Here is a 26,435-nt window from a genome sequence, read left to right on the forward strand (position 1 = left end):
GCTCATGCGCCATGTTCGGGCGTCCATAACCTGACCGCATGAAAGGAAATCGCGGCGCTTGTCACCGGAGTGCTCACCCCTTTAGGCAAGGTCTCATGCGGTTCCTCACCCTCCTTTTCGCCACGCTGGTGTTGCTCCAGTCGCCCTCGCTCGCGCAGGAGGATCGATTCCCGCCGGTAACGGATGTCGCAAGCTCCGAGAATCTGGCGGAGCGCTTGGCGCTCCCCTTCGCCTCTGGCCTCGCAGGAGCCGCCGATGCGCCGGTATTCGCCTGGGTCAAAAACGCGCGCGGCGTGCGCAATGTCATGGTGGCACGCGCGGGAGAGACCGCGCGCAGACTGACCGATTATGGCGCCGACGACGGGATCGAGATTTACGGCCTCGCTTTGTCGCCCGATGGGACGAAGCTCGCGTTCGTTCGTGGCGGCGACGCTTCCTTCGCCGACGATCACTCGCCCAACACCGGACAGGCCGTGGAAGCGCCCGACCAGACGGTCTATCTCGCCAATCTCGCCAGCGGCGCAGCGCCGCGCGCGATCGGTAGAGGGCACGACCCCTCGTTCTCGCCCGACGGACGCTCGCTCCTCTTCGTACGGAGCGGAACGATCATGGTATCGACCGGAGAGGACGAGGCGCGCCGCGTCGCGGATCTGCGCGGTAATGCAGGCGATTTCAGCTGGTCGCCCGATGGGACGCGCATCCTGTTTCGCGAATTGCGTTCAGGCCACAGCATTGTCGGGGTGGTCGACATCGCTCGGGCAAGCTTGCACTATCTCGGCGCGACACTTGGCCATTCGAGCGATCCCGCCTTTTCACCTGACGGCCAGGCGGTTGCCTTCATTCAGTTCCGCGATGCCCCCGCCCGTTTCGATGACAGCCGCGGATCCTTCTGGTCGGTGCGCGTGGCGGATCTAGCGACGGGGGATGTTCGCACCGTATGGTCGGCGCCGGAAGGCGAAGGCGGGCAATATTACGGGACGCGAGGACGCAATCTCTTCTGGACGGCCTCGGGCCATCTGCTCTTTCCCCACGAGGGGAGCGGCTGGCTTCATGTCATGGCGGTGCCCGCCACGGGTGGGCCTGCGCACGATCTGACGCCGGACGCCAACGAGGTCGAGAATTTCGTGCCCACGCCGGACGGGCGGGGGGTTGTCTATTCCGCCAATCCCGGCGATCTCGACAGCCGCACACTCTGGCAGGTCGATATCGCCAGCGGCGCGGACCGGCGGCTTACCGATGATGGGCAATTCGCCTTTTTCCCGGTTTTCGGCGGAACTCGCCTCGCAGCGACGCTGACCGACGCGCGATCGCCCGCGCATATGGTGCTGATCGACACGATGGAAGCGCTCGGCCCGAAACCGAGCGTCGCGGCCTATCCCGGGCCCCAGACGGTCCGCTTCACGGCGGAGGACGGCACAAGCGTCCACGGCCAGTATTTTCGCGGCGTCGGCGAAGGCCCCCGCCCGGCGCTGATCTTCGCCCATGGAGGTCCGCGCCGTCAGATGATCGCAGGCTTCCACCCGATTTTCTATTATCACAACACCTATATCCGGAATCAGGAATTCGCGGCCCAGGGCTATGACGTTCTTTCGGTCAATTTCCGCAGCGGCACGAATTACGGCCGCGCCTTCCGCGAAGCGCCCGGCACGGGGCGGGAGGGCGCTTCGGAATATCAAGACATTCTTGCAGGCGCGCGCTGGCTGGCGGCACGGCCCGGCGTCGATCCGGCGCGCATCGGGATCTGGGGCGGGAGCTGGGGCGGATATCTCGCTGCCCTCGCGCTCGCGCGCGATAGCGATCTGTTCGGGGCGGGAGTCGATCTTCATGGCGTGCACGCGATGGTCCGCCCGGTGCCCGACACCTACGCGCCCGACGAAGCCCTGGCGATTCAGCAGCTGCAATGGGAGAGCTCACCCATGGGCGCGATCGAGGACTGGCGTTCACCCGTCCTGCTGATCCACGGCGATGACGATCAGAACGTCGATTATCGCCAGTCGCTCCTGCTGGCGCGCGAATTGACCGCGCGCGGGGTACCGTTCGAGGAACTCGCGATACCCAACGAACGCCACGATTTCTTCCGCTATGAAAGCTGGCTCGAATCGCTGGAGGCGACCGGGGACTTTTTCGATCGCACGCTGGAGCAGGCACGATGATCCGCACTCTCGTCGCCCTGCTTGCCGCATTGGCCTCCTTGGCCGTCGCCTTTGCGGGCCCGCCTGCCAGCGCCCAGCAGGAACGGGCGACGCTGATCCGCAACGCCCGGATCTTCGATGCCACCGGCGCGCCCGCTTTTCGCGGGGATGTCCTGATAAGGGGCGGCACCATCGCCGAGATCGCCCCGCGCATCCGCCACCCGCGTGGTTCGGTGGTGGTCGATGCGAAGGGGCGCACTCTGATTCCCGGGCTGCATGACCTCCATACCCATCTGCGCTCTCCCGCCTATTCCGCCCCCGAAGACATGGCGAAAGCCTGGGCGGGCTATCTGGTGAACGGCGTGACCATGGTGAACGATTATTCGCTTTCGGCGGAAATGCTCCAGCCGATCCGCGCCATCACCACCGGGCCCGACGCGATCTGGGCACCGCATCTCAATCTTGCGATCCGCGCGGGCGTGCCGGGCGGGCACGGCACGGAATATGGCTGGGGGGACTTCTTCACGATGAAGGCCGCCAGTCCGCGTGCAGCTCATCTCGCGATGACGCGGGCCCTGCCGTATCGGCCCGACGTGGTCAAAGTGTTCGCCGATGGCTGGCGATACGATCGTGGTCCGGATCTCAATTCCATGAATGTCGGCACGCTCACGGCAATTGTCGCGGATGCCCATGCGCGCGGCATCCCGGTGGTGACACACACCGTCACGCTCGAAGGCGCGAAGGTGGCCGCGGCGGCGGGGGTCGATGCGGTGGTCCACGGGATCGGAGACGTCCGGGTGGACGACGAGGCGATCGCCCTGATGCGCGACAGGGGAACGGGTTATGTCTCGACTTTGGTCGTCTACGAGCCGGGCGATATACGCCAGATGACGGATGGGGAGAAAAGCGTCCTGTCCTCTCCCGAACTGGCGCGCGAGGCAGCCCGGGCGGCGCGCGGCAATCGTGTCGTCGAACCGGAGGTCACCGCGCGGTGGGAGGTTCTCAAGGCCAATCTCAAGGCGATGCACGCCGCGAATATCCCCATCGGCGTGGGGACGGATGCGGGGATTGGCGGCGTCTATCACGGCAGCGCCGCCATTCGCGAGATCGGCTGGCTGGTCCAACTCGGTCTGACGCCTGCCGAAGCGCTGATCGCAGCGACCCGCACCAGTGCCGAAATTATGGGTCAGGCCGACCGTCACGGCACGATCGCCGTCGGAATGCGCGCAGATCTCGTGCTCGTGGATGGTCGCCCGGACGAGGAGATTACCGACCTGTGGAAGATCGCGCGCGTCTGGAAGGCGGGCAGCGAGGTGCCGCTCAAAGAACTGCGCGCTCGCGCGAGCAATCCAGCGATGACACCCCTTCCCACCGTGTCGATGACGGGGCCTATCCTGACGGGTGCACGCAGCGACGGACGGACCGACCTCGACACCTTGCCGGTCGATTCCACCGATGCGGGCAGCGACCACAGCGATATCGCTTTCGTCCATCGCCACGGACCTGACGGCGCGCAGCCGATCTTCAGCCTCGCAAGCTTCGGCGCGAGCGCCCGTCCCTTCGCACAACTGGTCCTCCCGCTCACGAAGGGCGCGGTGCTGCCCGCCGATGCGAGCCGGTTTGCGGGCATCGCCTTCAAGGCGCGGGGGGCCGGGACATACCGCCTGCGCCTGGAAAGCTATGGCCTCGACGACTCGGACTGGTTCCAGCAGAATTTCGATGCGGGTTCGAAAATGCGCGAAATTCGCCTGCCCTTCTCCGCGTTCACGAGCAACGCGGATGCGCAACTCGACCTTGAAAGGCTGCGCGCGCTGCGTTTCGAACTGACGGGCGAGCCGGGCGGGCGCGGCTGGCTGGAACTGGACGATGTGCGCTTCTACTGACCGCCTAGCCGCGCAGACGCTCGACCAGCGCATCGAAACGCTCGCCGCTCGTGAGGGCTTGCGCCGCCGCGTTCGCTTCGTGGCCGAGCGCGAGGAGGACCGCCAGGCGGATATCGCCCTCGGCGAGAGCGAGAGCCCTGCGAGCCGTGCTTTGTGCGACTCCCGCGACCCTCTCGATCATCGCGACCGCACGCCTCTCCAGCTTCGCATTGCTGATCCGCATGTTGACCATCAGACCTCGGTAAACGAGGCCGAGCTCAAGCATGATCGCGGTCGACAGAGCGTTGAGCGCGGCCTTCTGCGCGGTTCCGGCGCCCAGGCGAGTGGATCCCGCAATCGCTTCCGCTCCCGTATCGAGCAGGATGGCGTGTTCGCCGGCTTCCAGCAGCGGGCTGCCCGGATTGTTGGCGACGGAAATGGTCAGCACCCCGCCCGCGCGCGCTTCCCGGACGGCGCCGATGGTGAAGGGCGTATGTCCGCTGGCGGCGATCCCGATCAGCACATCCGACTGCCCCAGCGCCGCTTCGCGCACCGCCGCTCTTCCGGCGGCCTCGTCGTCCTCCGCACCTTCGACCGCGCGCATCATCGCATCGGACCCTCCGGCAAGGAAGAAGGCGAGGCGTTCTTCGGGCCACCCGAAGGTCGGCGTGAGTTCGACGCCATCCTGCACGCCGATCCGGCCCGACGTGCCCGCCCCGGCATAGGCGATCCGGCCGCTGGCGCCGAGGCGCGCCGCCGCCTCCTTGGCCGCCTTTGCGATCGCGTCGCTCACACGCGCGACCGCCGCCACGGCATGGGCCTGTCCGTCGAGGATCGTGGCGACCGCCTTATCCAGCGGCCAGCGGTCGATCTCCTGAAGGTTGGGGTCGATACTCTCGGTGCTCATGATCGGGGCGTATCGCCTGCGCCGCCAGCTTGCCAAGCCATATCGCCGCGCCCCGCCCATAGGTCGCGGTTATGAGCGCGACCCACGCCGCATCATCGCAAATGCTGCGCGAAGCGGCCGAAGCGCCCCGGCGGGCAGCCTGGCAGCGTGACCGCAACCGCGACGCCCTGCGCGAAGCGGCACGGCGCATCCGCGCGCTCGATCCTCCATTCGCCATCACGATCGCGCAGGGCTCGTCCGATCGTGCGGCAAGCTTCGAGGCGGCGCAGAAGTTGAAGGAGGTCACGCGGATCCATGCCGAGGCGTTCAGCAGCGCCGACGTCGCGCACGGACCGATGGCGCTGATCGGCGAAGGCGATCCGGTCTTCGCTTTCGCCTCCCGGCGACGCTGCACGGGACGGTTTCCTGGATCGGCTCGGATCGCTGCGCGAGCGGGCGCGCATATCCTGTGGGCCGGAAGCGCGGATACCTGTTCCCTGCCCGCGATCCGCTCGCGCGATCCGGGGGTCGAGGCGACCGGCATGATCCTTAGCTTCTATCGCCTGGTCGAGGCGCTCGCCCACAGGCGCGGACTCGATCCCGATCATCCGCCCCATCTTTCCAAAATCACGCGCACCCGATGAGCGCGCACATCCTCTCTGGCGCAAAAATCGTTACCGCCGATGGCTTACGGGATGGCGCGGCTGTCGCGATCGAGAATGGTCTTGTCCGCGAGATCGGCTCTGGCGCCAAACCGTCCGCGAAGCGTGTCGAGCTGGAGGGCGGCTATCTCGTCCCGGGTTTCATCGACACTCAGGTCAATGGCGGCGGCGGCGTTCTGTTCAACGACGCACCGACCGTCGAAACGATAGACGCCATCGCGCAGGCCCATCGCCGCCATGGAACGAGCGGCCTCCTTCCTACCCTTATCAGCGACGATTTCGACACTCTGCGATGTGGGATCGAAGCCGTCGATGCGGCCATCGCGGCGGGCGTGCCGGGAATACTCGGCATCCATGTCGAGGGGCCGTTCATCAGCACGGAGCGGCGCGGCATTCACGCCGATCGGTTCGTTCGCGCGCCGATGGAAGCGGAGCTCGAACTGCTCGCTCGCCCTTCGCGAGGCGTGAAACTGGTCACTCTCGCCCCCGAGGCAGTGCCAGCCGGGACGATTCCACGCCTGCGCGCAGCGGGAGTGCTGGTCGCCGCTGGCCACTCGACTGCCGATTACGCGGCGACGCAGCGCGCGCTCGACGAAGGGCTCGACGGGTTCACGCACCTGTTCAACGCGATGACGCCCTTCGGATCGCGCGAACCGGGCATGGTCGGCGCCGCGCTTGAAGATCGCAAGAGCCGGTTCGGCATTATCGTCGATGGCCACCACGTGCATCCTGCCAGCCTGCGCGTGGCGCTCGCGGCGCGCGGGCTCGATGGGGCAATGCTGGTTACCGACGCGATGCCCCCAGCTGGCACGGCCATGGCGCGGTTCGAGTTGCAGGGCCGGACGATCATGGTCGCGGATGCTGCTCTGCGGGGCGACGACGGCAAGCTCGCCGGAAGCGCGCTGACGATGGATCTGGCGCTGCGCAACGCGATCGGGATGCTTGGTCTGTCGCTCGCGGATGCAAGCCGCCTTGCAAGCGCCAATCCGGCGTCGTTCCTGCGCATGAGTGCCCGGCGCGGAACCATCGCGCCCGGCATGGTCGCCGATCTGGTCCACCTCGATGATGCGCTTCGGGTCCGCCGGGTCTGGATCGCCGGACGGCTCCACGATTATGGCTGAGGGCGATATCCCGCGAGATAGAGGGCGCCGTCCACCGGGTCGCCATGTGCCGGCACCAGCCGCGCCACCGTTCGCGCCTTCAGCCACGGCTCCATGCGCGGCGCGAGCCCGCCGGCAAGCGCGCATCGAATTGCGCCGCGTTCGAAGATCGTCTCGATGAACCGCTCGATATGGCGCGCCCCATCCTCGACTATGGAGCGGGCGATCTCATCATTCGCTTCGGCGAAATCCATCACCAGCGGCGCGAAGCTCGCATAATCGGCGGGCCGCGCCTCGTCCATCCAGGCGATCGCGCGCGGGGTCTCGTGGCCGAAGCGGGCGGTGATCGCGCTGCTGAGCGGAGTGGGCTTGGTCCGCCCGTCGAGCGCGCGTAAGGCGTGGCGCATCGCGCTGAGGCCGAGTGCGGCTCCGCTGCCTTCGTCGGAAATGGGAAAGCCGTATCCGCCGATGGTGAAGCTTTTCCCCTCGTGCAGAACATGCGCCGAACTGCCCGTGCCGATAATCAGAATGGCACCGTCCTGCCCGCCATGGGCACCCAGATTGGCGATCATCCCGTCGGTGGCGAAAAGGGTGCTGGCATAGGGAAAATCCTCCGCTTCCAACGCGCTGCAAGCCCCGTCGCGCGACAATCCGGCGATCCCCGCACCCATCGCGATCTCGCCGATTGCGCCGTCTTCGATCCCTGCGGCGGCGATGGCATCGCTACCCGCCTCGAGCAGGACCTTTTTGACCCGGCCGATCCCCATGCGCGTATTGCCGGGCCCCGCCTCGCCCGTGCCGATTACGGCTCCGTCCGCATTGATCAGCCGCGCGCGCGTCCTGCTGCCACCGACGTCGAAACCGAGATAATATCGCGCCATCATAGTCCCAAAAAACCGCCAGAGTCCCCGCTTCTCTTAGCGGCATGGGCTCGGCAGCGCGCCATTCGATGGAGGCAAGGGCATTGCCCGAGGTTATGGGTTGGGCCCGGTCGACGGCGGTAAAGGCTATCTGCAGCCCCGTCCTTGGCTATAGCGGAGCGATGCGTTCGATCCTTGTCCATGCCCTCGCGCTCTTTCTCGCCACGCCCACGCTGGCCCAGCAGGGCGAGGCATCCGCTCCATCGAAGGCCGAGCCAACCCGCCCGGTGGCGGAGATCGTCGCAGAAATCCTCTCCGCCGCGCCGGAGGGCACGCGCTATGGGCTGGTGGTCCAGAAAAGGGAGGGCGGCGAAATCCTCGCTATCGCGGCGGACGAGCGTTTCATTCCCGCATCGAACACCAAGATCTACACCACGCTCGCCGCCTATCGCCAGCTCGCGGCCTTGCAGAGAGCCGCCGAAGGTACCGGCGTACGCATCGAGCCGGCACCTGATGGCGCAGTCGATGTCGTGCTCGAAGGGCGCGGCGAAGCGACCGTGTCGAGCGCGCGCGATTGCCGGACCCAGTGCCTCGCCACTCTCGCCGACGCGGTCGCCGCGCGCGCACGCCGGGTTCGCAATGTCGTGGGCGATGCGAGCTGGTATCCCGATGAGCGCTGGAGCGCGGGGATGAGCTGGAACAACATCCCGTTTCGGTACGGCACCGCCACCGGCGCGTTGGTGGTGGACGACAACGAGATCGTGGTGTCGGTGGCGCCGGGCAGGATCGGACAGCCGGGCACGATAGAAAGCGACGGCTATTACCGGATCGACAACCTGACACGGACGGTGGCGGGCGCCGACAGTGCGCTCGACCTTCGCCGCCTGCCCGGCAGCGATACGCTGGTTGTCGACGGCACGATCGGTACGGGCGCGGACCCTTCCGCGTTTCGCCTCGGCTTGGACGATCCCGCCCACCGCGCCGCCTGGCGGCTTGCGAGACTGCTTGAGGAGCGCGGCGTACAGGTAACGGGCGACGTCACGTCACGCTATCGTCCGCTCCTACCCTCGGACGATCCGGTAAACCGCGCGGGCGCCCCAGCCGCCCGAATGCCGAAGGAGGAAATGCTCGCGCGATTGCCGCCCGAGCAAATCGCAGCCGACATCGTGACGATCAACAAGCAGAGCCAGAACCTTCACGCCGAATTGATGCTGCGCCGGGCCGGAAAACTCACGGGCAGCGGCTCGGTGGCGGACGGCCAGCGCGCTCTGGAAGACCTGCTGGACGCTGCCGATCTCCCCCGCGATGGCTTCGTCCTTGCCGACGGATCGGGCATGTCGAGTTACAATCGTTTGAACCCCCGCATCACTTCGAGACTTCTCGCCTGGGCCGCCCGGCAGGAATGGGGCGATGCGTGGCGCGCCAGCCTCCCCGTGGGCGGGATCGACGGGACGCTCGCGCGCCGTTTTGCGGAAACGCCGCTGGAAGGGCGTATATTTGCCAAGACCGGCTCGCTCAACGCATCGCGCGCACTGTCAGGCTATATGATTGCGGCCAGCGGCGAGCAGTTGGTCTTCTCCGCCGTTGCCAACGACATCCCGCCCGGCGGAGAAGCCGCCGCGCTGGCGGCGCTGGATGCGGCGCTGGTGGCGATCGCCGCCGAAAACTGATCGTCAGTTCGGCGAAATGGTGAAGCGGCGCACTGCCGCCGCGTCCACGGCCGGGCGGGTAAAGGCCCACTCGGCCATCTCGCCCGCAAGCCAGGGCTCATAGAAATCGCGATAATGCGGCGAGGCGGGGTCGGCCGACTGGCCGGGCAGAAGGAGGAACCGCGTACGGTCCCAATTGCCGACATCGGCGGCGAAGAGGAAGCTTGCTCCGTGCCGAACCGAATAGCTCCCGCCCGCACGCATTCCGCGCGCCATCACCGTAGTGCCGTCCCCGCCGGATTCTCCGCCCGCGATCGCAGGGAAGGCATCGGCGATGGCCGGAACCGCGTCGAGCGGATGGTCGATAGTCACGCGGTGCAGATCGCCCCAGCGCCATTGCCCCGGATCGGCGCCACCCACTTGCACGGCCTCCGCCGAGCCAGCCGCCAGCGCGCCGTCGATCAACTCGCGCCTCGTCACAGCCGGATCGGGCCCGAGGCGAGCGTCGAGAGTTTCCAGCGCAGTCAGCATCGCATCGAGATTGACGCGCGATACGAGATCGCGCGCAGAGGGCGGAATGACGGCGGCATGAAACCGCTCCGCAAGCTCGGCAATCACCATCTCGTAAAGCAGTGCCGCGCCGCTATCGGCAGCAAGATCGCCGTTCCAGCCGGCGAGCATCCGCGCAGCATCGCGCGCGTCCGGCGAGGGTTCCTCCGGCAGCATTGCCACGAGCTTCGTCGCCGGAATGGCGACGGTATCATGCAACAGCGCCACACTGTCATCGAGCGAGTGCCGGCCCTGCGCACCGAGCACCTCCTCGATCCGGTCGTGGCGAAAGGGATCGGACCAGGTGAAGCTCAAGATACGCTCGTCATAGGGATAATCCGGCGGCAGATTCATGGCATTGGCCGATACGATCACGCCATTGTCCGGATTGAAGCGGCTCGGCATGTCCGCGACCGCCTGTACGCCCGCCCAGTCGAACGATCCGTCGCCCGGCGCAGGAAACAGCCCGTCATGGCGCGGCCTTTTGGGAGCGAACCCGATCGCCTGCCAACCAGTGTTGCCGTCGATATCGGCGTAATGGAGATTGGTCGGGGAAACATGCAGCCTGAACGCCTCGCGCAAGCCAGCCCAATCTTTCGCCAGATTGATGGCAACGATGGCGAAGCGCATATTGGCGCCCGGCAGCATGGTCACCGTCGCGAATGCGATGGCCCGGTTCCTCGATGGATCCTCGGCGATCACCGGGCGCCCTTCGCTGTATCGCATGACGATCCGCTCCGCCGCCCCGCCCTTCACCGCGACCACATCCTCGACCACATCGAAGGGCTTCCAGTCCCCATTATGGCGGTAACGCGTCGGATCGTCGGGATGCGTTTCCAGCACGAAGAGATCGGTCTGGTCGATATGGAAATTGGTCCGCCCGAAGGCGAAGCGATCGGTATGGCCCTGCATGATCCCCGGCAGACCCGGATATCCCGCGCCGATCACGTCGAGGCCGGGCGCGGTCAGATGAACGATGTGACGGGGACTGAAACCGCCGATCGCAAGATGGGGATCATTGGCGAGGATCGGGCGTCCCGTATCGGTTCGAGTGCCGGCAACGGTCCAGGCATTGCTCCCCTGCGCGGCCTGATCGGTCCGGCGGTTCTCTCTCAGCAGTGCCGCGTCGATCCGCGCGACCAGCGGCGGCTCGATTGCCGGGGGACGATCGAGATCGCGCAGCGCGCCGAGGTCGAGCGGGGAAACGGCGGCGCAATCGAGACCGGGAGGCACGGTGAAATCCCATGCCGGGCGCAGCGGTTCGCGCCAGTTTTCGAGATCCAGTAAACCGCGCGCTTCCAGCATGGCGCGCCGGATCTCCTCGTCGGCATCGTCGCTCCCCGCCCCGCGACGGCGCAAGCAGTCCTCCACCGACCAGCGCATGGGTTCGATCCCGAGGATCGCGAATTCGCGTGGCGCCAGTGACGGATCGGCTGCAATCTCGTCGATCCGGGCGTTGATCCCTGCGCAATATCCGCACACGCAATCGACGACATCGGCGGGAATGGACGCCAGTTCCGCGCTCAGGTCGCCGCGATAATGAAACAGCCGTGCCGCGCGGTCGGAGGGGATAAAACGCGGACCGAAGGCTTCCGCCATCCGCCCCATGTCTCTTCGCAGATCGAGGTCGAGCTGGAACAGGCGGTCGCGTGCGACCAGATAGCCCTGGCCCCAATAGGCATCGTGCAGCGACGCGGCGCGGACATGCGGAATGCCGAAGCGATCCTCCAATACGCTGATTGTCGCCTTCAGCCCCCTGCCCCTCGACAATTCGCCGGGGTGAAACCGGGCCATACCGCGCGCGGACAGGCCAGCCAGGGCAGCGATCCCCGCCGTGGCGAGCAGAAGAGCCCGGCGGGTCATCGCCCGGTTCGCTGATTGGAAGTCAAAAGTGCCGCTCCGCCTGACCGTGGGGTTCGCGTGATCGTAGCGGCACGGCACCGCCCCGCGCATATCTTTGGGAAGCCAGGCCATAACTCGCGGCTATCTGGGCCGATCGCGCGCGAAAGCGTTAAATCGCATCCCATACCCCAAAGCTATATGTCCGTGCACATCTCGGAGCGCTGCACGTATTGACGAAGCTACACTCGCGGTTAGGTTCGAATCTGCTGAAAAAAGAAGGTTTGGCGACAGATCGAACCAATTTTCGATGCAGCGCGCACAATCTTGATACGGTCAATTCTACCCGGCCGTCACGGGGTAGAAATGTTTCGCGATTTCGGCGCAACGGCCGGAATCGCTTCAGGGAACAGGGTGGTTCGAATTTGTCATGACCCGTTTCGACGGGCCAGCAGTGGCGTGAACCGTCCGCTTGGTAATGAGGGATTTAAGATGCAAATGCCAAAGCGCACACCATCCCGGTTTTCGTCCGGTCGCACTCGCCTCGTCAGCAGCAGCGCGCTTGCAGGCACCGCCCTTCTCGCGATGGCGGCAGTACCCGCGGCAGCGCAGACGGTTGCAGACGAAGACGAAGATCCCGCCGTGCAGACGACCGAGACCATCGAACGCTCTTCCGACGACATTATCGTCACCGGCTCACGCGTCGCGAGGCTCGGTTTCGACAGCCCAACACCACTGACGGTCATCAGCACGGAACAGATCGAGGCGGAATCGCCGACCAACAACCTGTTCGACCTCGTCAGTCAGCTTCCCTCCGTGGCGGGCAGTGCGCAGCTGTCGAATTCCCGCCTCAACATCAGCTCCGGCCTGTCGGGCATCAACACGATCAACCTGCGAAATCTCGGGCTGGAGCGGACGCTGGTCCTGCTCGATGGGCGGCGGACCGTGCCCTCGACCGTGCAGGGCTATGTCGACGTCAACACCTTCCCCCAGCAGCTCGTCAGTCGCGTCGAGGTGGTCACCGGCGGCGCTTCGGCCGCCTATGGTTCGGACGCGGTTGCGGGCGTGGTCAACTTCGTGCTCGACAAGCGCTATGACGGGCTGAAACTCAGCGGCAATTCCGGCATCACCGACAAGGGAGACGGCTTCACCTATCAGGTGAGCGCCGCGACCGGCGTGCCCTTCGCGGACGGACGCGGACATATCCTTTTGAGCGGGCAAGTTTCGCACCAGGACGGCATCTTCCAAGTCGATCGGGACTGGAATTTCGGTGTGCAGAACATCATTCCGAACCCCGATTACACTGCGACCAACGGCCTCCCCCAATTCATCGTGCGCGGCCCCGGCAATCGCAACAATGCCGCGCCCGGCGGGATCATCAACGCGTCCTCCGGAGGCGTCGCCGACCGCTTGCGGGGCCTGTATTTCGGTCCCGGCGGGCAGGTGCTTCGTTACGATTACGGCCAGTTCCCGACCGTCGCGCAAAGCAGCGGCATTACCATCGGCGGCAGCTATCAGGTCGACGATTCGAACAGCCGCATCGGGCTTTCGCCGGAAGAGGACCGACGCAATGCCTTCGGTCGGCTGAGCTTCGATATCACGCCATGGGCCACGGCTTTCATCGAAGCGTCCTACAATTGGCAGGAAACCTTTTTCAATGCAGGGCCCCAATTCTCGACCGGCCGGGTTCTGCGCGGCGACAACGCGTTCCTGATCCGCACCCTGGGCGCGCAGGCGGCGGGTATCAATACGGTGACAGTCGGGACGACGCAGAGCGACCTGCCTTTCCGCGCCCTCAACAACACGCGCGACGTCCAGCGCTATGTCGGCGGATTGGAAGGGGAATTCCAAATCGCGGGTAAGGCCGCGATCTGGGACGCCTATGTGCAGTATGGCGAGACCAATTCGCGCGAGCAGTTGCGCGACATCATCATAAACACCAATTACAACAATGCGATCGATGCCGTATTCGCTCCGGCGGGCAATGCGATCGGCGTCCCGGCAGGCACCATCGTATGCCGTTCCACGCTGACGAACCCGACAAATGGCTGCGTTCCGCTGAACATTTTGGGCACGGGGGTCGCCACTTCGGCGGCGGTCGATTACGTTCTCGGCGATCCCTATCGCGATCAGACATTGAAACAGACGGTGGTCGGCGCGAACCTGTCTTTCACGCCGTTCGCGCTCTGGGCCGGTGACGTGAGCCTCGCCGTTGGTGCCGAATATCGCAAGGAAGAGGTATCCGGCTTCGTGCCCACCGAGCTCCAGACCGGATTCCAGGTCGGCAATTACCTCCCGACCTTCGGGGAATACGACGTCAAGGAAGCCTATCTCGAAGCCGTCGTTCCGCTTGGCTTCGGGTTCATCTTCAACGGCGCGGTGCGTGCGACGGACTATTCCACCTCAGGCTACGTCACGACCTACAAGCTGGGTGCGACCTGGCAGCCGATCGACGACATCATGCTGCGCGGAACCTATTCGCGCGACATCCGGGCGCCCAATCTGAACGAATTGTTCCAAGCCGGCACATCGCGGACGAACACGCTGACCAATGCCTTCGTCAATCCGGCGACCACCATCACCTTTCGCGAGACCACGACGGGCAATCTCGATCTCGAACCGGAAAAGGCCGACACCTATTCGGCGGGCGTGGTGCTGATGCCGCGCTTCATTCCCGGGCTGTCCGCCTCGGTCGATTATTTCAACATCACCGTGGAAGGAGCCATCGGGCAGTATTTCGCGCAGGATATCTTCAACCGCTGCAACGAAGGCATCACCCGGTTCTGCGCGGCCTACGGCCCTGATCCCGACGGGGTGCGCGAACTGTTCTTCCGTGCGAGCCCCTTCAACTTCGCCGAGGTGCGGAACGAAGGCATCGACTTCGACGTGTCCTATCGACTGGGCCTCGACGATGTCTTCGGCATGGTGGACAGCTCGCTCGTCCTGCGCGCGGTGGCGACGCACTATCTCGAAAGCATCGTCGATGACGGGATCAGCGAACCGATCAGTCCGCTCGGCACCCTGTCCGGCAGCGGGCCGCCCGACTGGCTGTATCGCGGCTCGATCGCATTTCAGACGCCCGATTTCGGCCTGACCGCCGTAGGACGCGGCGTGGGCAGCGGGCGGTATTCCGCAACGCGCTTCGAATGTTCGACGGCATGTCCGCCCTCGACCTCGCTGGCACGCACGACCGACGACAACAGCATCGACGGCGTGTTCTATGTCGACCTCAACGCGACTGCCAAGATCGCGGAGGCGATGGGGGCCGATGCGGAGGTGTTCGTGCACATTACCAATCTGTTCGATGCCGATCCCATCATCCTGCCCGAAACCGGCCTGGCCGCGAACAGCACCTACAGCGATCTGCTGGGCCGCGCATTCCGCTTCGGGGTCCGGCTCGAATTCTGAGCCTTCGAATACGGGGAGGCCCGCGCGCGGTTCACGCCGCGGGCGGGCCTTTTCCTATGAGGGGCACTGAGCGGGTGGCGACCGCAGCAGCACGCGGCCCGCCGCCTCCCCGGTCACCGCGCCGTTCACCACCGCCAATCGTCCATTCACGAACAGGGCAGTGACACCCTCGCTCAGTTCGCGCGGAGACAGGTAGGTCGCGCGCGGCGCGTATCCGTCGGGATCGAGAACCAGCACGTCGGCGAAATAGCCCGGCTTTAGATAACCGCGCTCTTCGACCTTATAGATATCGGCCACCTGCCCGGTCGATTGGCGGATAAAGCGAGCAAGGTCGATCGTGCCACGTTCCACCACATAGGTACGGTATTTCTCGGGATAGGTGGCGAACATGCGGGGATGTCCCAGCGAGCCGTCCGAGGCGGTGACGACCCATGGCTGGCGCATCAAGGCCTCGACATCGCCCTGCGCCATGTTGAAGGACGCGACTTCCGTCCCCCGCCCGCCTTCCGACGCGACCTGTGCGATAATGCGGATCGCAGCCTCGACCGGATCGATCCCCTTCGCTTTCGCGTGTTCTTCCAGTGTCCGACCTGTCCAGACCCGATCGGGAGCAGTCAGAAGAAGCGACCCCGCTCCGCCCCGGCGGCGCAGGTTTTCGGCCATTTCCGTGCGGATACGCGCCTCGTTCGCGGGATCGGAGAACCGCGCCAGGAGTGCTTCCGACCCCCCATCGACCGCCCAGCGCGGCAGCAGCGCGGCATCGAGGCTCGATCCCGAAGCGAGCCATGGATATTGGTCGGCGGTTACGTCGATCCCGCGCGCCCTTGCCGCCTCGATCAAGGCGATCAGGGCGGGCGCTTCGCCCTGCACGTCCACACCAAGCGCCTTGATATGCGCGATATGGACGGGCGCGCCCGCCTCCTCGCCGATGCGGATCGCTTCGCGCGTCGAATCCATCAGGCCGATCGTATAGGAGGACTCATCGCGCTGGTGCGTGTCGTAAAGGCCGCCGCGCCGCCCAGCCTCCCCCGCCAGGGCGATCACCTCCTCGGTCGTGGCGAAGCTTTGCGGGGCATAGAACAGGCCCGTCGAAAAGCCCGTCGCGCCAGCGCACATCGCGTCTGCGACGAGCTTCTTCATGGTGTCGAGCTCGTTCTGGTCAGGCGCGCGCGCCACATCGCCCAGCACCCGCTCCCGTACCGCACCGAAGCCCACGAAAGGAACCACATTGGTGCCGACGCCCGAATTGGCCAGTTTTCGCGCATCCGCCGCGACATCGGGCGTGCCGCCGCCGTCGACGCCGATCATCACCGTGCTCGCCCCCTGTGTCAGCCAGGCGGCGTTGATCCGATCGGCGGGATCGTTCGCGCGCAGAAAGATATCCGCATGAGTATGGGGATCGATAAAGCCCGGCGCCACGATCTGCCCCCGCGCGTCGATCACCCGCTCGGCCGTGAATGCGCGCTGGGGTCCGACATAGGCGATCCGGTCATCTGTTATCGCGACGTCGCCGGGATAGGCCGGCGCCTCGCTGCCATCGTAGATAGTCCCGCCGCGGATCACGATATCGACTGCAGGCGGCGCGCTGGTGGCGCAGGCACCGAGGGTCAGGGCGCAGGCGAGCGCGGCGAGAGACGGCAGGCGGTGGACAGGCAAGGACGGCATGAAGAACGTTCCTCTTCGCAACCGACGACGCAAGCCGCGCCGCGCGTTGGTGAACGAAAGGCATTTACGATTGCCGCCGATCCGTCCACCCCTGAACCCTGTCGGCGCGTTTGCCGCCTATAGCCGCACCGAATGCGTCCCCTTTGAGCGAGGTCGTCTCACCGATGAATTTACGCCAGATCGAAGTCTTCCACGCGGTATTCCTCCATGGCACGGTCAGCGCCGCGGCGCGCGCGCTCAACGTGTCGCAGCCGAGCGTCACCAAGGTGCTTCGCCATGCCGAGAAGTCGTTGGGACTGGATCTTTTCGAGCGGACCAAGGGGCGGCTGATTCCGACGGAAGATGCGCGCACCCTGTTCGGCGAGGTCTCGGACATTCAGGATCGCGTGCGCTCGCTGCATCAGGCTTGCCGCAACTTGCGCCAGGGCGAAGGCAGCCTGCTGCGCATTTCGGCCCTGCCCTCGCTGGGGCTCGGCGCTTTGCCGGAAGCGGTGGCGCGTTTCACCGAAAAGCGAAGCGAAATCCGTTTCGATCTCCAGACGCTTCACCACGACGAGATCGTGCGCAAGCTCTACGAGCGGGAAACCGATATAGCGATCAGCTTTGAAGTTCCGATTGCCGCACCGGTCGCCCATCAGGTGATCGGCGAAGGGGAATTGGTGGTACTGTTCCGGCCGGAGGATATGCCCGATGCGCCCTCGCGCGTCCATCTGGCCGACATGGAGGACAAGAATTTTATCAGTCCGATCCAAAACGGCCCCATCGGCCAATTGCTGCGCAGCGAACTCGACCGCCTCGAAGTAACGCTGACCGAAAGCGCCTCCTCGCGCACCTATTACATCGCGGCCGCGCTGGTGCGCGCGGGATTGGGCATGGCGATCGTCGATAATTTCACGGCCGAATCCGCACTGTCGGCAGGGCTCGCCAGCCGCCCGCTCCAGCCCGCCCTGACCTTCGACATAAATGCCGTCTATCTCCAGGCCCGACCACCTTCGCGCGCCGGTGCCGATTTCCTCGCTCTTCTCGCGGAAGTGATCGACGCGGTATAGCCCGACGCTATGCCCCCGATGGGACACGCCATCTGGGTGAGCCGAACGCATCGAAGTAAAGTCGCCCTTTCTTTCGACATGCGGGCTATGATGATCGCGACACCCTATCTCCTCTATCTCGGCAATTCGACCGATCCCTACGCCATCAAGACCGCGCGCGGCCTGGCGGTTTTTCGACCCGAACGATGCGTGGCCGAATTTCGCCGCGACGACTGCGCGCTGACGCTCGGGCTTCCGAGGATGACGTTCGCCGAGGCGGCTGCGAGCGGCGCGCGCACGATGGTGCTCGGCATCGTGAATTCGGGCGGCACGCTCGACAACGACGTCCTGGAGGACGCGATCGAGGCGATGGATGCAGGGCTGGACCTTGCCTCAGGCCTGCATCGGCGGTTGAAGGACGAGCCGCGCCTGGTGGAAGCCGCGCGGCGGACAGGCCGTCACCTTCACGACGTTCGCGATCCGCCTACCGGGCTGATGGTCGGGACGGGCGATCCACGACCGGGCAATCGCCTGCTGACTGTCGGGACCGATTGCTCTTCCGGCAAGATGTATACGACGCTGGCGCTTGAGCGCGGGATGGAAGCGCGCGGCGTCGCCTGCGATTTCCGCGCGACGGGACAGACTGGCATACTCGTCGCGGGTGCGGGCATCCCGCTCGACGCGGTGGTGGCCGATTTCATTTCCGGCGCGATCGAACAGCTCGCCCCCGCCCGCCATGACGCGGGCTGGGATCTGATCGAAGGGCAGGGATCGCTCTTCCACCCTTCTTTCGCCGGCGTTTCGACCGGTCTGCTGCATGGTGCCCAGCCCGCAGCGCTCGTCATGTGCCACGATCCGACCCGGCGCGTGATGCGAGGTCTGGCGCATCGCGCACCGCCCGGACTGGCCGACTGTATCGCCGCGAACCTTGCGACTGCCCGGCTCACCAGCCCCGATGTCCGCATGATCGGAATCGCCCTCAACACGTCGAGCCTCGACCAGAACGACGCGATCGCACTCTGTCTGCGCCTGCAGGACGAACACGGCCTGCCCTGTACCGATCCGCACCGGATGGGCGTGGAGCCGATCCTCGACGCGCTGCTCGGTCCGGCGGAAGGGGTGGCACGGGCCTGATGGCGGGAGCTGGCACCACCCTTTGCGCTCGCCACGAAAGCCTTCCGCTCGCGCGGCCCTTCCGCATTTCGCGCGGGGTGAAGACCGCCGCCGAAGTGGTGACGGTTTCGATCGGTCGCGACGGAAAGGTCGGGCGCGGCGAGGGAGTACCCTACCCGCGCTATGGCGAGAGCGTGGAGAGCGCGCTTGCCGCGATCGAAGCGCAGAGGGGGCATATCGAAGCCGGAGCGAGCAGACACGATCTGCTCGATCTGATGCCGGCTGGCGCGGCGCGAAATGCACTCGATTGCGCGCTGTGGGATCTGGAGGCGCGGCTGACGGGCCAGAGTGTGTTCGCAGAGCTGGGTCTCGCAGAGCCGCTGTCGCCGATCCCCACCGCTCTCACCATCGGGCTCGACACGCCTGCCGCGATGCGGGATGCCGCGCGCGCATTGGCGGGAGCACCGCTTGTAAAGGTCAAGGTCGATGCTAGCGATCCCGCCGCGCAATTGCGCGCCGTGCGCGAAGCCGCACCCGATCCGCGCCTGATCGTGGATCCGAACGAAAGCTGGTCGATGAAAGAGGTCGAGGGGCTACAGGACCTGATGATCGACCTGCGCATCGACCTGCTGGAACAGCCTTTGCCCGCAGGTGAGGACAGTGCGCTCGACGGCTTCGCATCCTCGATTCCGGTCGCCGCCGACGAATCGATCCACACGTCCGGCGATCTCGACGATCTGGCGAGCGGATACGGAGTGGTGAACGTGAAGCTCGACAAGGCGGGCGGGCTCACCGGAGCGCTCCAGCTGATCGAACAGGCTCGCCAGCGTGAGCTGGGGATCATGATCGGGTGCATGATAAGCTCCTCGCTCTCGATCGCCCCAGCCCTGGCTTTGGCTGCGGATAGTGCTTTCGCCGATCTGGACGGACCATTGTGGCTGCTAGAAGACCACAGCGAAGGTATTTCCTGCGATCGGGGCATGCTGCATCCACCGCGCGAAGGCTTCTGGGGCGCAGCGAATTAAAGGGGAGATGCGATTATGACCTGGCTGCGGCGGTGGCAGGCGCTGGCATTGTGGCGCCGCGTCGTGGTCGGTCTGATTGCGGGGATCGCTCTGGGTCTGCTAGCACCATCGGCAAGCGCCTATATCGCCTTCCTCGGGGATCTGTTCGTGCGGCTGATCCGAATGCTGGTGGTCCCCATCGTCTTCATCAGCCTTGCCTCTGGCGTCACCGCACTAGCCGATCCGCGCAGGCTGGGCGCGGTCGGTGCGCGTACGATCGCCCTGTTCGCGGCCACCACCTTCTGCGCAGTCGCGATCGGGATGGCGGCGGGCCTCGTCATCCAGCCCGGCCTGGGCGCGGCGATCGGAAACGGGGAGGCGTTTGCTCTGGGCGAGCCTGTGCCGGTCTACGATCAGTTGATGGGCATCGTCCCTATTAACGTGGTCGAGGCTCTGGTGGCGGGTGACATGCTCGCAATCATCTTCTTCGCCATCGCATTCGGTGTCGCCACCGTATTGGCAGGCGAGGAAGGATATCCGGTCGCAAACCTGCTGCAATCGGCTGCTCGCATTCTGTTTCGGCTGGTCGCGCTGGTGATGGAATTCACGCCCTATGGCGTTTTCGCGCTGATAGCCGTTGCAGTGGCTCAGAACGGAATTGCGGTCTTCACCAATATCGGATGGCTGGCTCTTTGTGTGGCGATCGGGGTCGGAGTGCAGATCGCGCTGATCCACGTTCCACTGCTCATTTTCGTCGCAAGGCGGCAGATCGGGGCGTTCTATCGTGCGGCGATCGACGCGCTTGCCGTCGCCTTCGCCACGGCATCGTCGGCTGCAACTCTGCCCGTCGCATTGCGGGTGGCCATCGAGAAAATGCAGATCGATCGCGGCGTTGCCTCGACCGTTCTTCCGATCGGCGCGAGTATCGGCAAGGACGGCACGGCGATGTATGTCGGGCTGCTGAGCGTCTTCAGCCTACAGGCGCTGGGCGTGACACCGGACCTCGCGATGCTGAGCATCGTTCTGCTCACCGGAGCCCTCGCGGCCTTCGGGACCGCGCCCATTCCCTCGGCCTCGTTGTTCATGCTTGCCGCCGTTCTCGCCTCGGTCGGCGTTTCGACAGCTCAGACAGCTTTGATAATCGGGTTCGTACTGCCCTTCGATCGGCTGCTCGATATGACCCGCACCGTCGCGAGCGCAAGTGCCAATCTGACCGTGACCGCATCAGTCGATAAGTGGGAAAGGCGAGACGATCTGGTTCAATAACCCGGTTATTCCGTTTCGACCGAGGTTCGAAGGCATGGTGCCGCTTCGAAAAAAACATGCCTCGAAAATGACTCAGCACGGGACACAGTGCTCGCCTGTTGCTGCCTCACCTGACTGTCCAGAGTAGCCGTCCCAACTCTCATTCGGTGACCACTGACGAACGCATTTCTGAGGTTTTCGAGGCATCATATCTTGGCTGAGGGTCCTGCCACCTCAGCCAGCTCTTCGATCCAGACGATTGCGTGAATCGCCCGGTACCACGGGGTCACCCGGCGGCGAGCTTGGATGGCGCGCCGCCTGAATGGCGTTGGCGGTTCTACGGCGGAGCGTCCTGTTCGCCGCGTGCGTGGGCCTCAGCCGACGGGATCGACGCCGGGAACCGTCGGCTCGATCGCGCCCAGCTCCGGCTCGTGCACTTCGACGTGTCCGCGACCCAGATGGCTCTTGCGATAGCCATAGAGCCCGTAGATCGCGAGGCCGATGGCACCCCAAACAGGCAGCACGAGCATCGCCTTACCGGGCAGGTTCACGAACAGGAACAGCGTCCCCGCCATCGTCGCGGGCCCGACGAACCATAGCGCGGGCGTTCGGAAGCTGCGCAGACGATCCGGCTCGGTCCGCCGCAGCAGCATGACGGCGAGCGCGACCATGAAGAAGGCGTAGAGTGTGCCCGCGTTGGCGATGTCGGCCAACTGCCCCACCGGCAGGAAGGCGGCGGCGAAAGCGACCACCGCGCCGGTGATCGCGGTGACGATATGCGGCGTCTTCCACTTCGGATGGATGCGCGAGAGCACCTCGGGCAGCAGGCCGTCGCGGCTCATCACGAAGAAGATGCGCGTCTGCGCGAAGAGCAGGATCAGGATCACCGACGGCAGCGCGACGAAGGCGGCGATGCCCAGCAGGTTGCCGATTCCCGAATAGCCGATCTCGCGCAGAACATGCGCCAGCGCCTCGTCTGAACAGACCAGCCGGTCCGCGAATTGCGGCAGCGCACACTGCACCGCGAGCTGTTCCGAGCCCGCAGGGAAGGGAATGCCGTCCGGCCCCATGATCGGCTGGCCGCCGATGGTGCCGATCGCGCCCGCCGCGACGAGGATGTAGAACAGCGTGCAGAAGGCGAGGCTGCCGATCAGCCCGATCGGCACGTTGCGCTGCGGGTTCTTGGTTTCCTCGGCCGCGGTCGAAACCGCATCGAAGCCCACGTAGGCGAAGAAGATCGTCGCCGCCGCGCCGACCGCACCCATGCCCGATCCCAATCCGCCGAACACGCCTGCGGGCAGCATGGGATTGAACCTGTCGAGCTCGGCCTGGGGCAGCGTGAGCACGATGAAGACCGTTAGCGCGGTGACCTTGATCGCCACGAGCACGGCGTTGACCCGCGCGCTTTCGCTGGTGCCGATCATCAGCAGCCAGGTGACCAGCAGCGCGATCACCACGGCGGGCAGATTGATCAGACCGCCCTCGATCCCGCCGAGGCTCAGCGGCCCGCCGGCGAGCCATGGGGGCAGCTCGACTCCGAAGAACTGGTTCAGGATCGTCCCGCTGAAATAGCCCGACCAGCCGACCGAAACCGCGCTCGCCGCGACCGCGTATTCGAGCACCAGGGCCCAGCCGACCGTCCACGCGAGCAGCTCGCCCATCACAGAATAGGTGTAGGTATAGGCGGACCCCGAGACCGGGATCATCGCCGCGATCTCGGCATAGCACAGGGCTGCGACGACGCAGATCGCACCTGCGATCAGGAACGCCAGCATCAGGCCGGGGCCTGCCTTCTGCGCGCCTGCCGCGGTCAGTACGAAGATCCCCGTGCCGATGATGCAGCCGATGCCGAAAAGGGTGAGTTGGAGCGCCCCGAGCGAGCGGTGCAGGGATTTCTTTTCCGCCGTTGCAAGGATCGCATCGAGCGGCTTGATACGCCAATTAAACGCCATCGGCGGCAACTTTCGAGAAGGGCAGGCGGTGATCGCTTGCCGAAGATTCGCCGCTGCGCCCGAGCGCGAGATTCGTCAAGCGGGATAATGCATCGAAGGAAATGGACCCGGACGCCCTGGGTGGCGCCCGGGTCCGGATTCGGTCGGTCCTGGTGGGGGAAGACCGGATGCCGAACCCATCTCGTCGACGTAGCGGTCGGGCTACATCGAGAACCGGAGCGAAGCCCGCAGCGCGTAACCGATCTGCTCGTTGCGCTCCTCGGCCGAAAGCTCGCCAGCGATCGTATAGAAGGCATCGCCGCCGACGCCGCGCAGCCGCGCGAACCAGCCGCTGGTGCGTGCGTCCGGCGTCAGGGTGAAGGCATCGCCATCGCCGAAGCGTGCGGTCGTCGCCCCCAGTTCGCCCGAGAGAATCTCGCGCCAGCCGCCTTCGACCTCGATCCGCAGCCAGTTGTCGTCGCCGCGACGCATGCCGAGCAGGTCGAAGCCCACGGCACTGCCGGCATTGATCGCGAGTTCGTCGCTCGTGCGCTCCTCGACCGTGAGGTCGAGCGCGTCGCCGCCGCCGGTCTCGACATATCCGTCCTCGCTCAGGCGGATATAGTCGATCGTCACCGATGGCCGGAAGAAGAAGAACTGCGACCCGGTTTCGAGCGAGGCGCCCCCGATGAAGCTCGCGGCGTTGCCCGACCATTCACCCTCGATCGTGCGCGAGACTGCGTCTTCGCCGTTCATGCCGTCGAAATAGCGCGCGCCCTTGAAGTCCGCGAAGCTGTAGGAGCCACGCGCGAAGCCGGAGAACGCGCCCCAGGTGCCGCGCCAGTAGGCCGCGCCTTCATAGGAATTCGAGACCAGGCTGTTCTCCGCGAGCGTGTCGTGCCGGTTCCACAACCAAGTCGCGGTCGCACCCAGCGTGCCGAGGCCCGTCGTGAGTTCGGCACCGCCCGAAAAGCCGAGGCCGTCGAGATCGTACTGCGCGGTCTCGCCTTCGTCCTTCGAGGAATCCCAGCCTGCGAAATCGACCACGACATTGAGCTTGCGATCGCTCTTGAAAGGCCCTTGGGGCGTGGCGAGGCGCCGCGCGAAGGTGCGCATGCCCAGGCTCAGCCCGTCGAACGCGCCACCGGCGTGGTCCGGCAGCGTCTGTGCCACCGCCGCCTTGAACGCATCCCCTTCGGTAATGCCGAGGAACACGCCCGCCACGTCCTCATCTTCGGACAATGCGCTGTAGAGCGCATCGTAGGCGCTCGTCTGTGCGCGGTTGAGGCCCAGTTCGTCGGTCGCCTTGCGGTCGATGTCGACACTGACGAGTCCGGCAGCCTGATCCACGGCAAGCGCTGCGTCGTACATGAAGGGCACCAGGGCGGCGTCCGATTCCAGATCGCCCGCGCCGCTCAGCGAGCCCGCCTCGATGACGGTGTAGGAGCCTTCGGCCTTCGCGATGTCGGTCAGCCGCAGCTTCAGCTTCGCGCCGTCGGCGAAACTCGCGTTGCCGGTGACGGTAAGGCCGCTTCCGACAGCGGGATCCTTGCTCAGCGTCGCGACGACGACGCCGGACTTGCCGACGGCAAGGCTGGCGATGGTGGCGGGAGAGGTCAGATCGAGCGTGCCGCCATCGAGCGTGACCGCCACGTTCTCGCTGGCGATAAGACCGCCCTTGAAGAGCGCCTTGTCACTCAGCGCGATCAGGCCGGCACCGCTGGCGAAATCGGCCTGCCCCGTGAAGCTCGACGTGCCCGCGAGGCTCAGTTCGTCGGCCTGACCACCGAAATTCGCCTTGCCGGAGAAAGCGGCATCGCCCGACAGCACCATGCGATCGACACCCGCGCCGAAGGACACGTCGCCGGTCCCCGTCCCGTCGAGCAGCTCTAGCCGGTCGGCACCGCTGCCGAACAGGATATCGCCCTTGATACCGGGCGCGGTGACGCCCGATCCTACGACCGTCTGGCGCACGACCGCGCCGGCAACCACGCTGGTGAGGTCGATCGCGATGTTGCGGCCCGTGCCTGCCTTGGCGCCGGTTGCGCTGATCTGTCCGCTGTTTTCCACCAGGCGAAGCGTGCCGCTGCGATCGACGATCGCGGTGGCGGCGCCCGCCGCGTTGGAAGCGGTCGCCTTGATCTCGCCGCTGTTGCGAACATAGGGGAGGGTCGCGCCCGCATCGATGGAAAGCGCGGTCGTATCGATGCCCTCGCCACCGGCGCTCGTCGCCGCGATGCTGCCCGCGTTGCGCAGTTCGGGCGTCGTCGCGCCCGCGCCGAACCGCAGCGCGGTGGCGTCGCGGTCCTTCGAGGTGGCGGAAACCGATCCGTTGACGGCAACGCCGCCCGCAATCGCGACATTCCCGCCACGACCGCCAAGGAGCATGCCGTTGCCCTCGACCCCGGAATAGACGCCGGCGCCCGCGATCGATCCGTCGACGATGATCCCGAAACCGGTCCCGGTTGCTGGGAGCGCGCCGATCGCGATGTCCCGGTCGCCAGCTCCGATGACGACCGCCGGGGCGGCGCCGTAGCTGGTGATCTTGGCGTTGCCTTCCTTGGCATCCTCGATCCCGTCCTTGTCCTCGTCGGGATCGTCCTTGTTCGCGTCGGCGGGTGCCACGGCGAAGCGGATGCCCTTGGCGACGTCGCCTTCGACGAGGATCGCGCTGCCGCCCTGGAGGAGATCGTCGGCGTCGAGCTTGCTCGTATCGCCCGGCGCGGTGGTCGAGCGGTAGCCGGTCGACCCGATGGCGCCCTGCACCACCAGCGTACCTCCCAGATCGCCCGCGAAGCGTGCAGCGACCGCATCCTCGCCCACGGCGGCGACCGTTCCGGCCAGCCGGACGTCGCCCGTCACGTCGTTCAGTTCGATCCCGACGCTGCGGTCGCCCAGAACGCTCGTCTCGCCATCATGGACGACCTTGGCGTTGATCGCCCCCGCCACGCGGATGCCCGCCGAATCATTGCCTTCGACAGCGATCTTGCCCGAATTGACGATGTTGCCGGTCAGGTCGCCGCGTACACGGATGCCCGCGCGATCCGTGCCCACCGCGAAGGGGCCGTCGAGATCCTTGTCCTTGTCGACATCGGTCGGCGTATAGGTCTCGTCGATCGTGATCGTACCGCTGTTGACGATGTTCGCCTGCCGGTCGCCCGTGGTCTCGATCCCGCTCGCCCCGTCGGCGTTGGTGACCACGATCTTGCCCTCGCTGGTCACATCGTGATCGCTGTCGACCACGATCGCCGACCCGCTCGTCAGTTCGACCGAGCCGTTCTTCGTCACCTTGACGTGGTCGCCCGCGCCGTTCTTGAGCTGCGAGGTGCGCACCGTCTGGGTCCGCTTGGCGTCGATGGTGGTCTGCGCCGCCAGCGGCGATGCAAGGGCTGCGAGGGCGGTCCCGGCGAGCAGATAGCGATACATTGTGGTCCTTCCGTCTTGGGTCTGACGGGAGGACGGAGCCGCGCGGCGATTGCCTTGGCCCGGGACGCAAAAAAAT

The 26,435-nt window shown here is 65.7% G+C and carries 16 protein-coding genes; 10 read left to right on the forward strand and 6 right to left on the reverse strand.

Annotation, left to right across the window (positions count from 1 at the left end; all coding sequences use genetic code 11):
• The first annotated feature begins 95 nt into the window (after positions 1-95).
• Complete coding sequence (locus DL238_RS15115) at positions 96-2,153, forward strand: S9 family peptidase (RefSeq protein ID WP_115493261.1); 2,058 nt, start codon at positions 96-98, stop codon at positions 2,151-2,153.
• Positions 2,150-4,015: an amidohydrolase family protein gene (locus tag DL238_RS15120; RefSeq protein WP_115493262.1), complete on the forward strand. Its 1,866-nt coding sequence runs from the start codon at positions 2,150-2,152 to the stop codon at positions 4,013-4,015. Before DL238_RS15115 ends, DL238_RS15120 begins: the two co-directional genes overlap by 4 nt.
• Before the next feature lie 4 nt (positions 4,016-4,019).
• Here DL238_RS15120 and DL238_RS15125 read toward each other — a convergent pair whose 3' ends face one another.
• Positions 4,020-4,901 (reverse strand): N-acetylmuramic acid 6-phosphate etherase, encoded by an 882-nt coding sequence (locus DL238_RS15125; RefSeq protein ID WP_115493263.1) that lies wholly within the window; start codon positions 4,899-4,901, stop codon positions 4,020-4,022.
• A gap of 71 nt (positions 4,902-4,972) precedes the next feature.
• Between DL238_RS15125 and DL238_RS15130 the strand changes: the two genes are divergently transcribed.
• Together DL238_RS15130 and nagA are read left to right on the forward strand one after the other, a co-directional pair.
• Entirely contained in the window at positions 4,973-5,524 is a 552-nt protein-coding gene (locus DL238_RS15130; protein WP_115493264.1) for an SIS domain-containing protein, read from the forward strand.
• Positions 5,521-6,663 carry an N-acetylglucosamine-6-phosphate deacetylase gene (gene nagA / locus DL238_RS15135; RefSeq protein WP_115493265.1) on the forward strand — a complete coding sequence of 381 codons (1,143 nt, stop codon included), beginning with the start codon at positions 5,521-5,523 and terminating at the stop codon, positions 6,661-6,663. Before DL238_RS15130 ends, nagA begins: the two co-directional genes overlap by 4 nt.
• Here the strand turns inward: nagA and DL238_RS15140 are convergent.
• Positions 6,654-7,523: a BadF/BadG/BcrA/BcrD ATPase family protein gene (locus DL238_RS15140; RefSeq protein WP_115493403.1), complete on the reverse strand. Its 870-nt coding sequence runs from the start codon at positions 7,521-7,523 to the stop codon at positions 6,654-6,656. The two genes, nagA and DL238_RS15140, sit on opposite strands and share 10 nt — an antisense overlap.
• A 161-nt stretch (positions 7,524-7,684) precedes the next feature.
• Between DL238_RS15140 and DL238_RS15145 the strand changes: the two genes are divergently transcribed.
• Positions 7,685-9,172, forward strand: coding sequence for a D-alanyl-D-alanine carboxypeptidase/D-alanyl-D-alanine-endopeptidase (locus DL238_RS15145; RefSeq protein WP_115493266.1), 1,488 nt, complete (start codon positions 7,685-7,687; stop codon positions 9,170-9,172).
• 3 nt (positions 9,173-9,175) lie between these two features.
• Here the strand turns inward: DL238_RS15145 and DL238_RS15150 are convergent, their stop codons facing one another.
• Positions 9,176-11,563 carry a penicillin acylase family protein gene (locus DL238_RS15150; RefSeq protein WP_115493267.1) on the reverse strand — a complete coding sequence of 796 codons (2,388 nt, stop codon included), beginning with the start codon at positions 11,561-11,563 and terminating at the stop codon, positions 9,176-9,178.
• 561 nt (positions 11,564-12,124) lie between these two features.
• Here DL238_RS15150 and DL238_RS15155 point away from each other — a divergent pair.
• Positions 12,125-14,947: a TonB-dependent receptor plug domain-containing protein gene (locus DL238_RS15155; RefSeq protein WP_234031132.1), complete on the forward strand. Its 2,823-nt coding sequence runs from the start codon at positions 12,125-12,127 to the stop codon at positions 14,945-14,947.
• Between the two features lie 54 nt (positions 14,948-15,001).
• Here DL238_RS15155 and DL238_RS15160 read toward each other — a convergent pair whose 3' ends face one another.
• Positions 15,002-16,612, reverse strand: coding sequence for an N-acyl-D-amino-acid deacylase family protein (locus tag DL238_RS15160; RefSeq protein ID WP_115493269.1), 1,611 nt, complete (start codon positions 16,610-16,612; stop codon positions 15,002-15,004).
• A 164-nt stretch (positions 16,613-16,776) separates the two neighbouring features.
• Here DL238_RS15160 and DL238_RS15165 point away from each other — a divergent pair, with 164 nt between their 5' ends.
• The 4 genes from DL238_RS15165 (at position 16,777) to DL238_RS15180 (ending at position 21,023) form a co-directional block, all read left to right on the forward strand.
• The gene (locus tag DL238_RS15165; protein WP_115493270.1) at positions 16,777-17,661 is read left to right on the forward strand and encodes a LysR family transcriptional regulator; all 885 of its coding nucleotides are present in this window, start codon (positions 16,777-16,779) and stop codon (positions 17,659-17,661) included.
• Positions 17,662-17,751: 90 nt separating this feature from the next.
• Positions 17,752-18,774, forward strand: a complete 1,023-nt coding sequence (dgcN, locus tag DL238_RS15170) for an N-acetyltransferase DgcN (RefSeq protein WP_181883984.1) — start codon at positions 17,752-17,754, stop codon at positions 18,772-18,774.
• Positions 18,774-19,778 (forward strand): N-acetyl-D-Glu racemase DgcA, encoded by a 1,005-nt coding sequence (dgcA, locus tag DL238_RS15175; protein WP_115493272.1) that lies wholly within the window; start codon positions 18,774-18,776, stop codon positions 19,776-19,778. Before dgcN ends, dgcA begins: the two co-directional genes overlap by 1 nt.
• A gap of 15 nt (positions 19,779-19,793) precedes the next feature.
• Complete coding sequence (locus tag DL238_RS15180) at positions 19,794-21,023, forward strand: dicarboxylate/amino acid:cation symporter (RefSeq protein ID WP_115493273.1); 1,230 nt, start codon at positions 19,794-19,796, stop codon at positions 21,021-21,023.
• A gap of 353 nt (positions 21,024-21,376) precedes the next feature.
• On the opposite strand, the gene DL238_RS15185 is transcribed toward DL238_RS15180, so the two are convergent.
• Both DL238_RS15185 and DL238_RS15190 read right to left on the reverse strand, forming a co-directional pair.
• Positions 21,377-22,954 (reverse strand): amino acid permease, encoded by a 1,578-nt coding sequence (locus DL238_RS15185; RefSeq protein WP_115493274.1) that lies wholly within the window; start codon positions 22,952-22,954, stop codon positions 21,377-21,379.
• 201 nt (positions 22,955-23,155) lie between these two features.
• Entirely contained in the window at positions 23,156-26,359 is a 3,204-nt protein-coding gene (locus DL238_RS15190) for an autotransporter outer membrane beta-barrel domain-containing protein (RefSeq protein ID WP_115493275.1), read from the reverse strand.
• Positions 26,360-26,435: the final 76 nt, after the last annotated feature.

It is taken from the genome of Alteriqipengyuania lutimaris, from assembly GCF_003363135.1.
In the GTDB taxonomy this organism is placed as follows: Bacteria; Pseudomonadota; Alphaproteobacteria; order Sphingomonadales; family Sphingomonadaceae; genus Alteriqipengyuania; species Alteriqipengyuania lutimaris.

What these genes read in the sequence shown, in the direction of transcription:
- DL238_RS15115 (WP_115493261.1), top strand. Translation starts at nt 96, where the DNA reads ATGCGGTTCCTCACCCTCCTTTTCGCCACGCTGGTGTTGCTCCAGTCG.
- DL238_RS15120 (WP_115493262.1), top strand. Translation starts at nt 2,150, where the DNA reads ATGATCCGCACTCTCGTCGCCCTGCTTGCCGCATTGGCCTCCTTGGCC.
- DL238_RS15125 (WP_115493263.1), bottom strand. Translation starts at nt 4,901, where the DNA reads ATGAGCACCGAGAGTATCGACCCCAACCTTCAGGAGATCGACCGCTGG.
- DL238_RS15130 (WP_115493264.1), top strand. Translation starts at nt 4,973, where the DNA reads ATGAGCGCGACCCACGCCGCATCATCGCAAATGCTGCGCGAAGCGGCC.
- nagA (WP_115493265.1), top strand. Translation starts at nt 5,521, where the DNA reads ATGAGCGCGCACATCCTCTCTGGCGCAAAAATCGTTACCGCCGATGGC.
- DL238_RS15140 (WP_115493403.1), bottom strand. Translation starts at nt 7,523, where the DNA reads ATGGCGCGATATTATCTCGGTTTCGACGTCGGTGGCAGCAGGACGCGC.
- DL238_RS15145 (WP_115493266.1), top strand. Translation starts at nt 7,685, where the DNA reads ATGCGTTCGATCCTTGTCCATGCCCTCGCGCTCTTTCTCGCCACGCCC.
- DL238_RS15150 (WP_115493267.1), bottom strand. Translation starts at nt 11,563, where the DNA reads ATGACCCGCCGGGCTCTTCTGCTCGCCACGGCGGGGATCGCTGCCCTG.
- DL238_RS15155 (WP_234031132.1), top strand. Translation starts at nt 12,125, where the DNA reads ATGGCGGCAGTACCCGCGGCAGCGCAGACGGTTGCAGACGAAGACGAA.
- DL238_RS15160 (WP_115493269.1), bottom strand. Translation starts at nt 16,612, where the DNA reads ATGCCGTCCTTGCCTGTCCACCGCCTGCCGTCTCTCGCCGCGCTCGCC.
- DL238_RS15165 (WP_115493270.1), top strand. Translation starts at nt 16,777, where the DNA reads ATGAATTTACGCCAGATCGAAGTCTTCCACGCGGTATTCCTCCATGGC.
- dgcN (WP_181883984.1), top strand. Translation starts at nt 17,752, where the DNA reads ATGATCGCGACACCCTATCTCCTCTATCTCGGCAATTCGACCGATCCC.
- dgcA (WP_115493272.1), top strand. Translation starts at nt 18,774, where the DNA reads ATGGCGGGAGCTGGCACCACCCTTTGCGCTCGCCACGAAAGCCTTCCG.
- DL238_RS15180 (WP_115493273.1), top strand. Translation starts at nt 19,794, where the DNA reads ATGACCTGGCTGCGGCGGTGGCAGGCGCTGGCATTGTGGCGCCGCGTC.
- DL238_RS15185 (WP_115493274.1), bottom strand. Translation starts at nt 22,954, where the DNA reads ATGGCGTTTAATTGGCGTATCAAGCCGCTCGATGCGATCCTTGCAACG.
- DL238_RS15190 (WP_115493275.1), bottom strand. Translation starts at nt 26,359, where the DNA reads ATGTATCGCTATCTGCTCGCCGGGACCGCCCTCGCAGCCCTTGCATCG.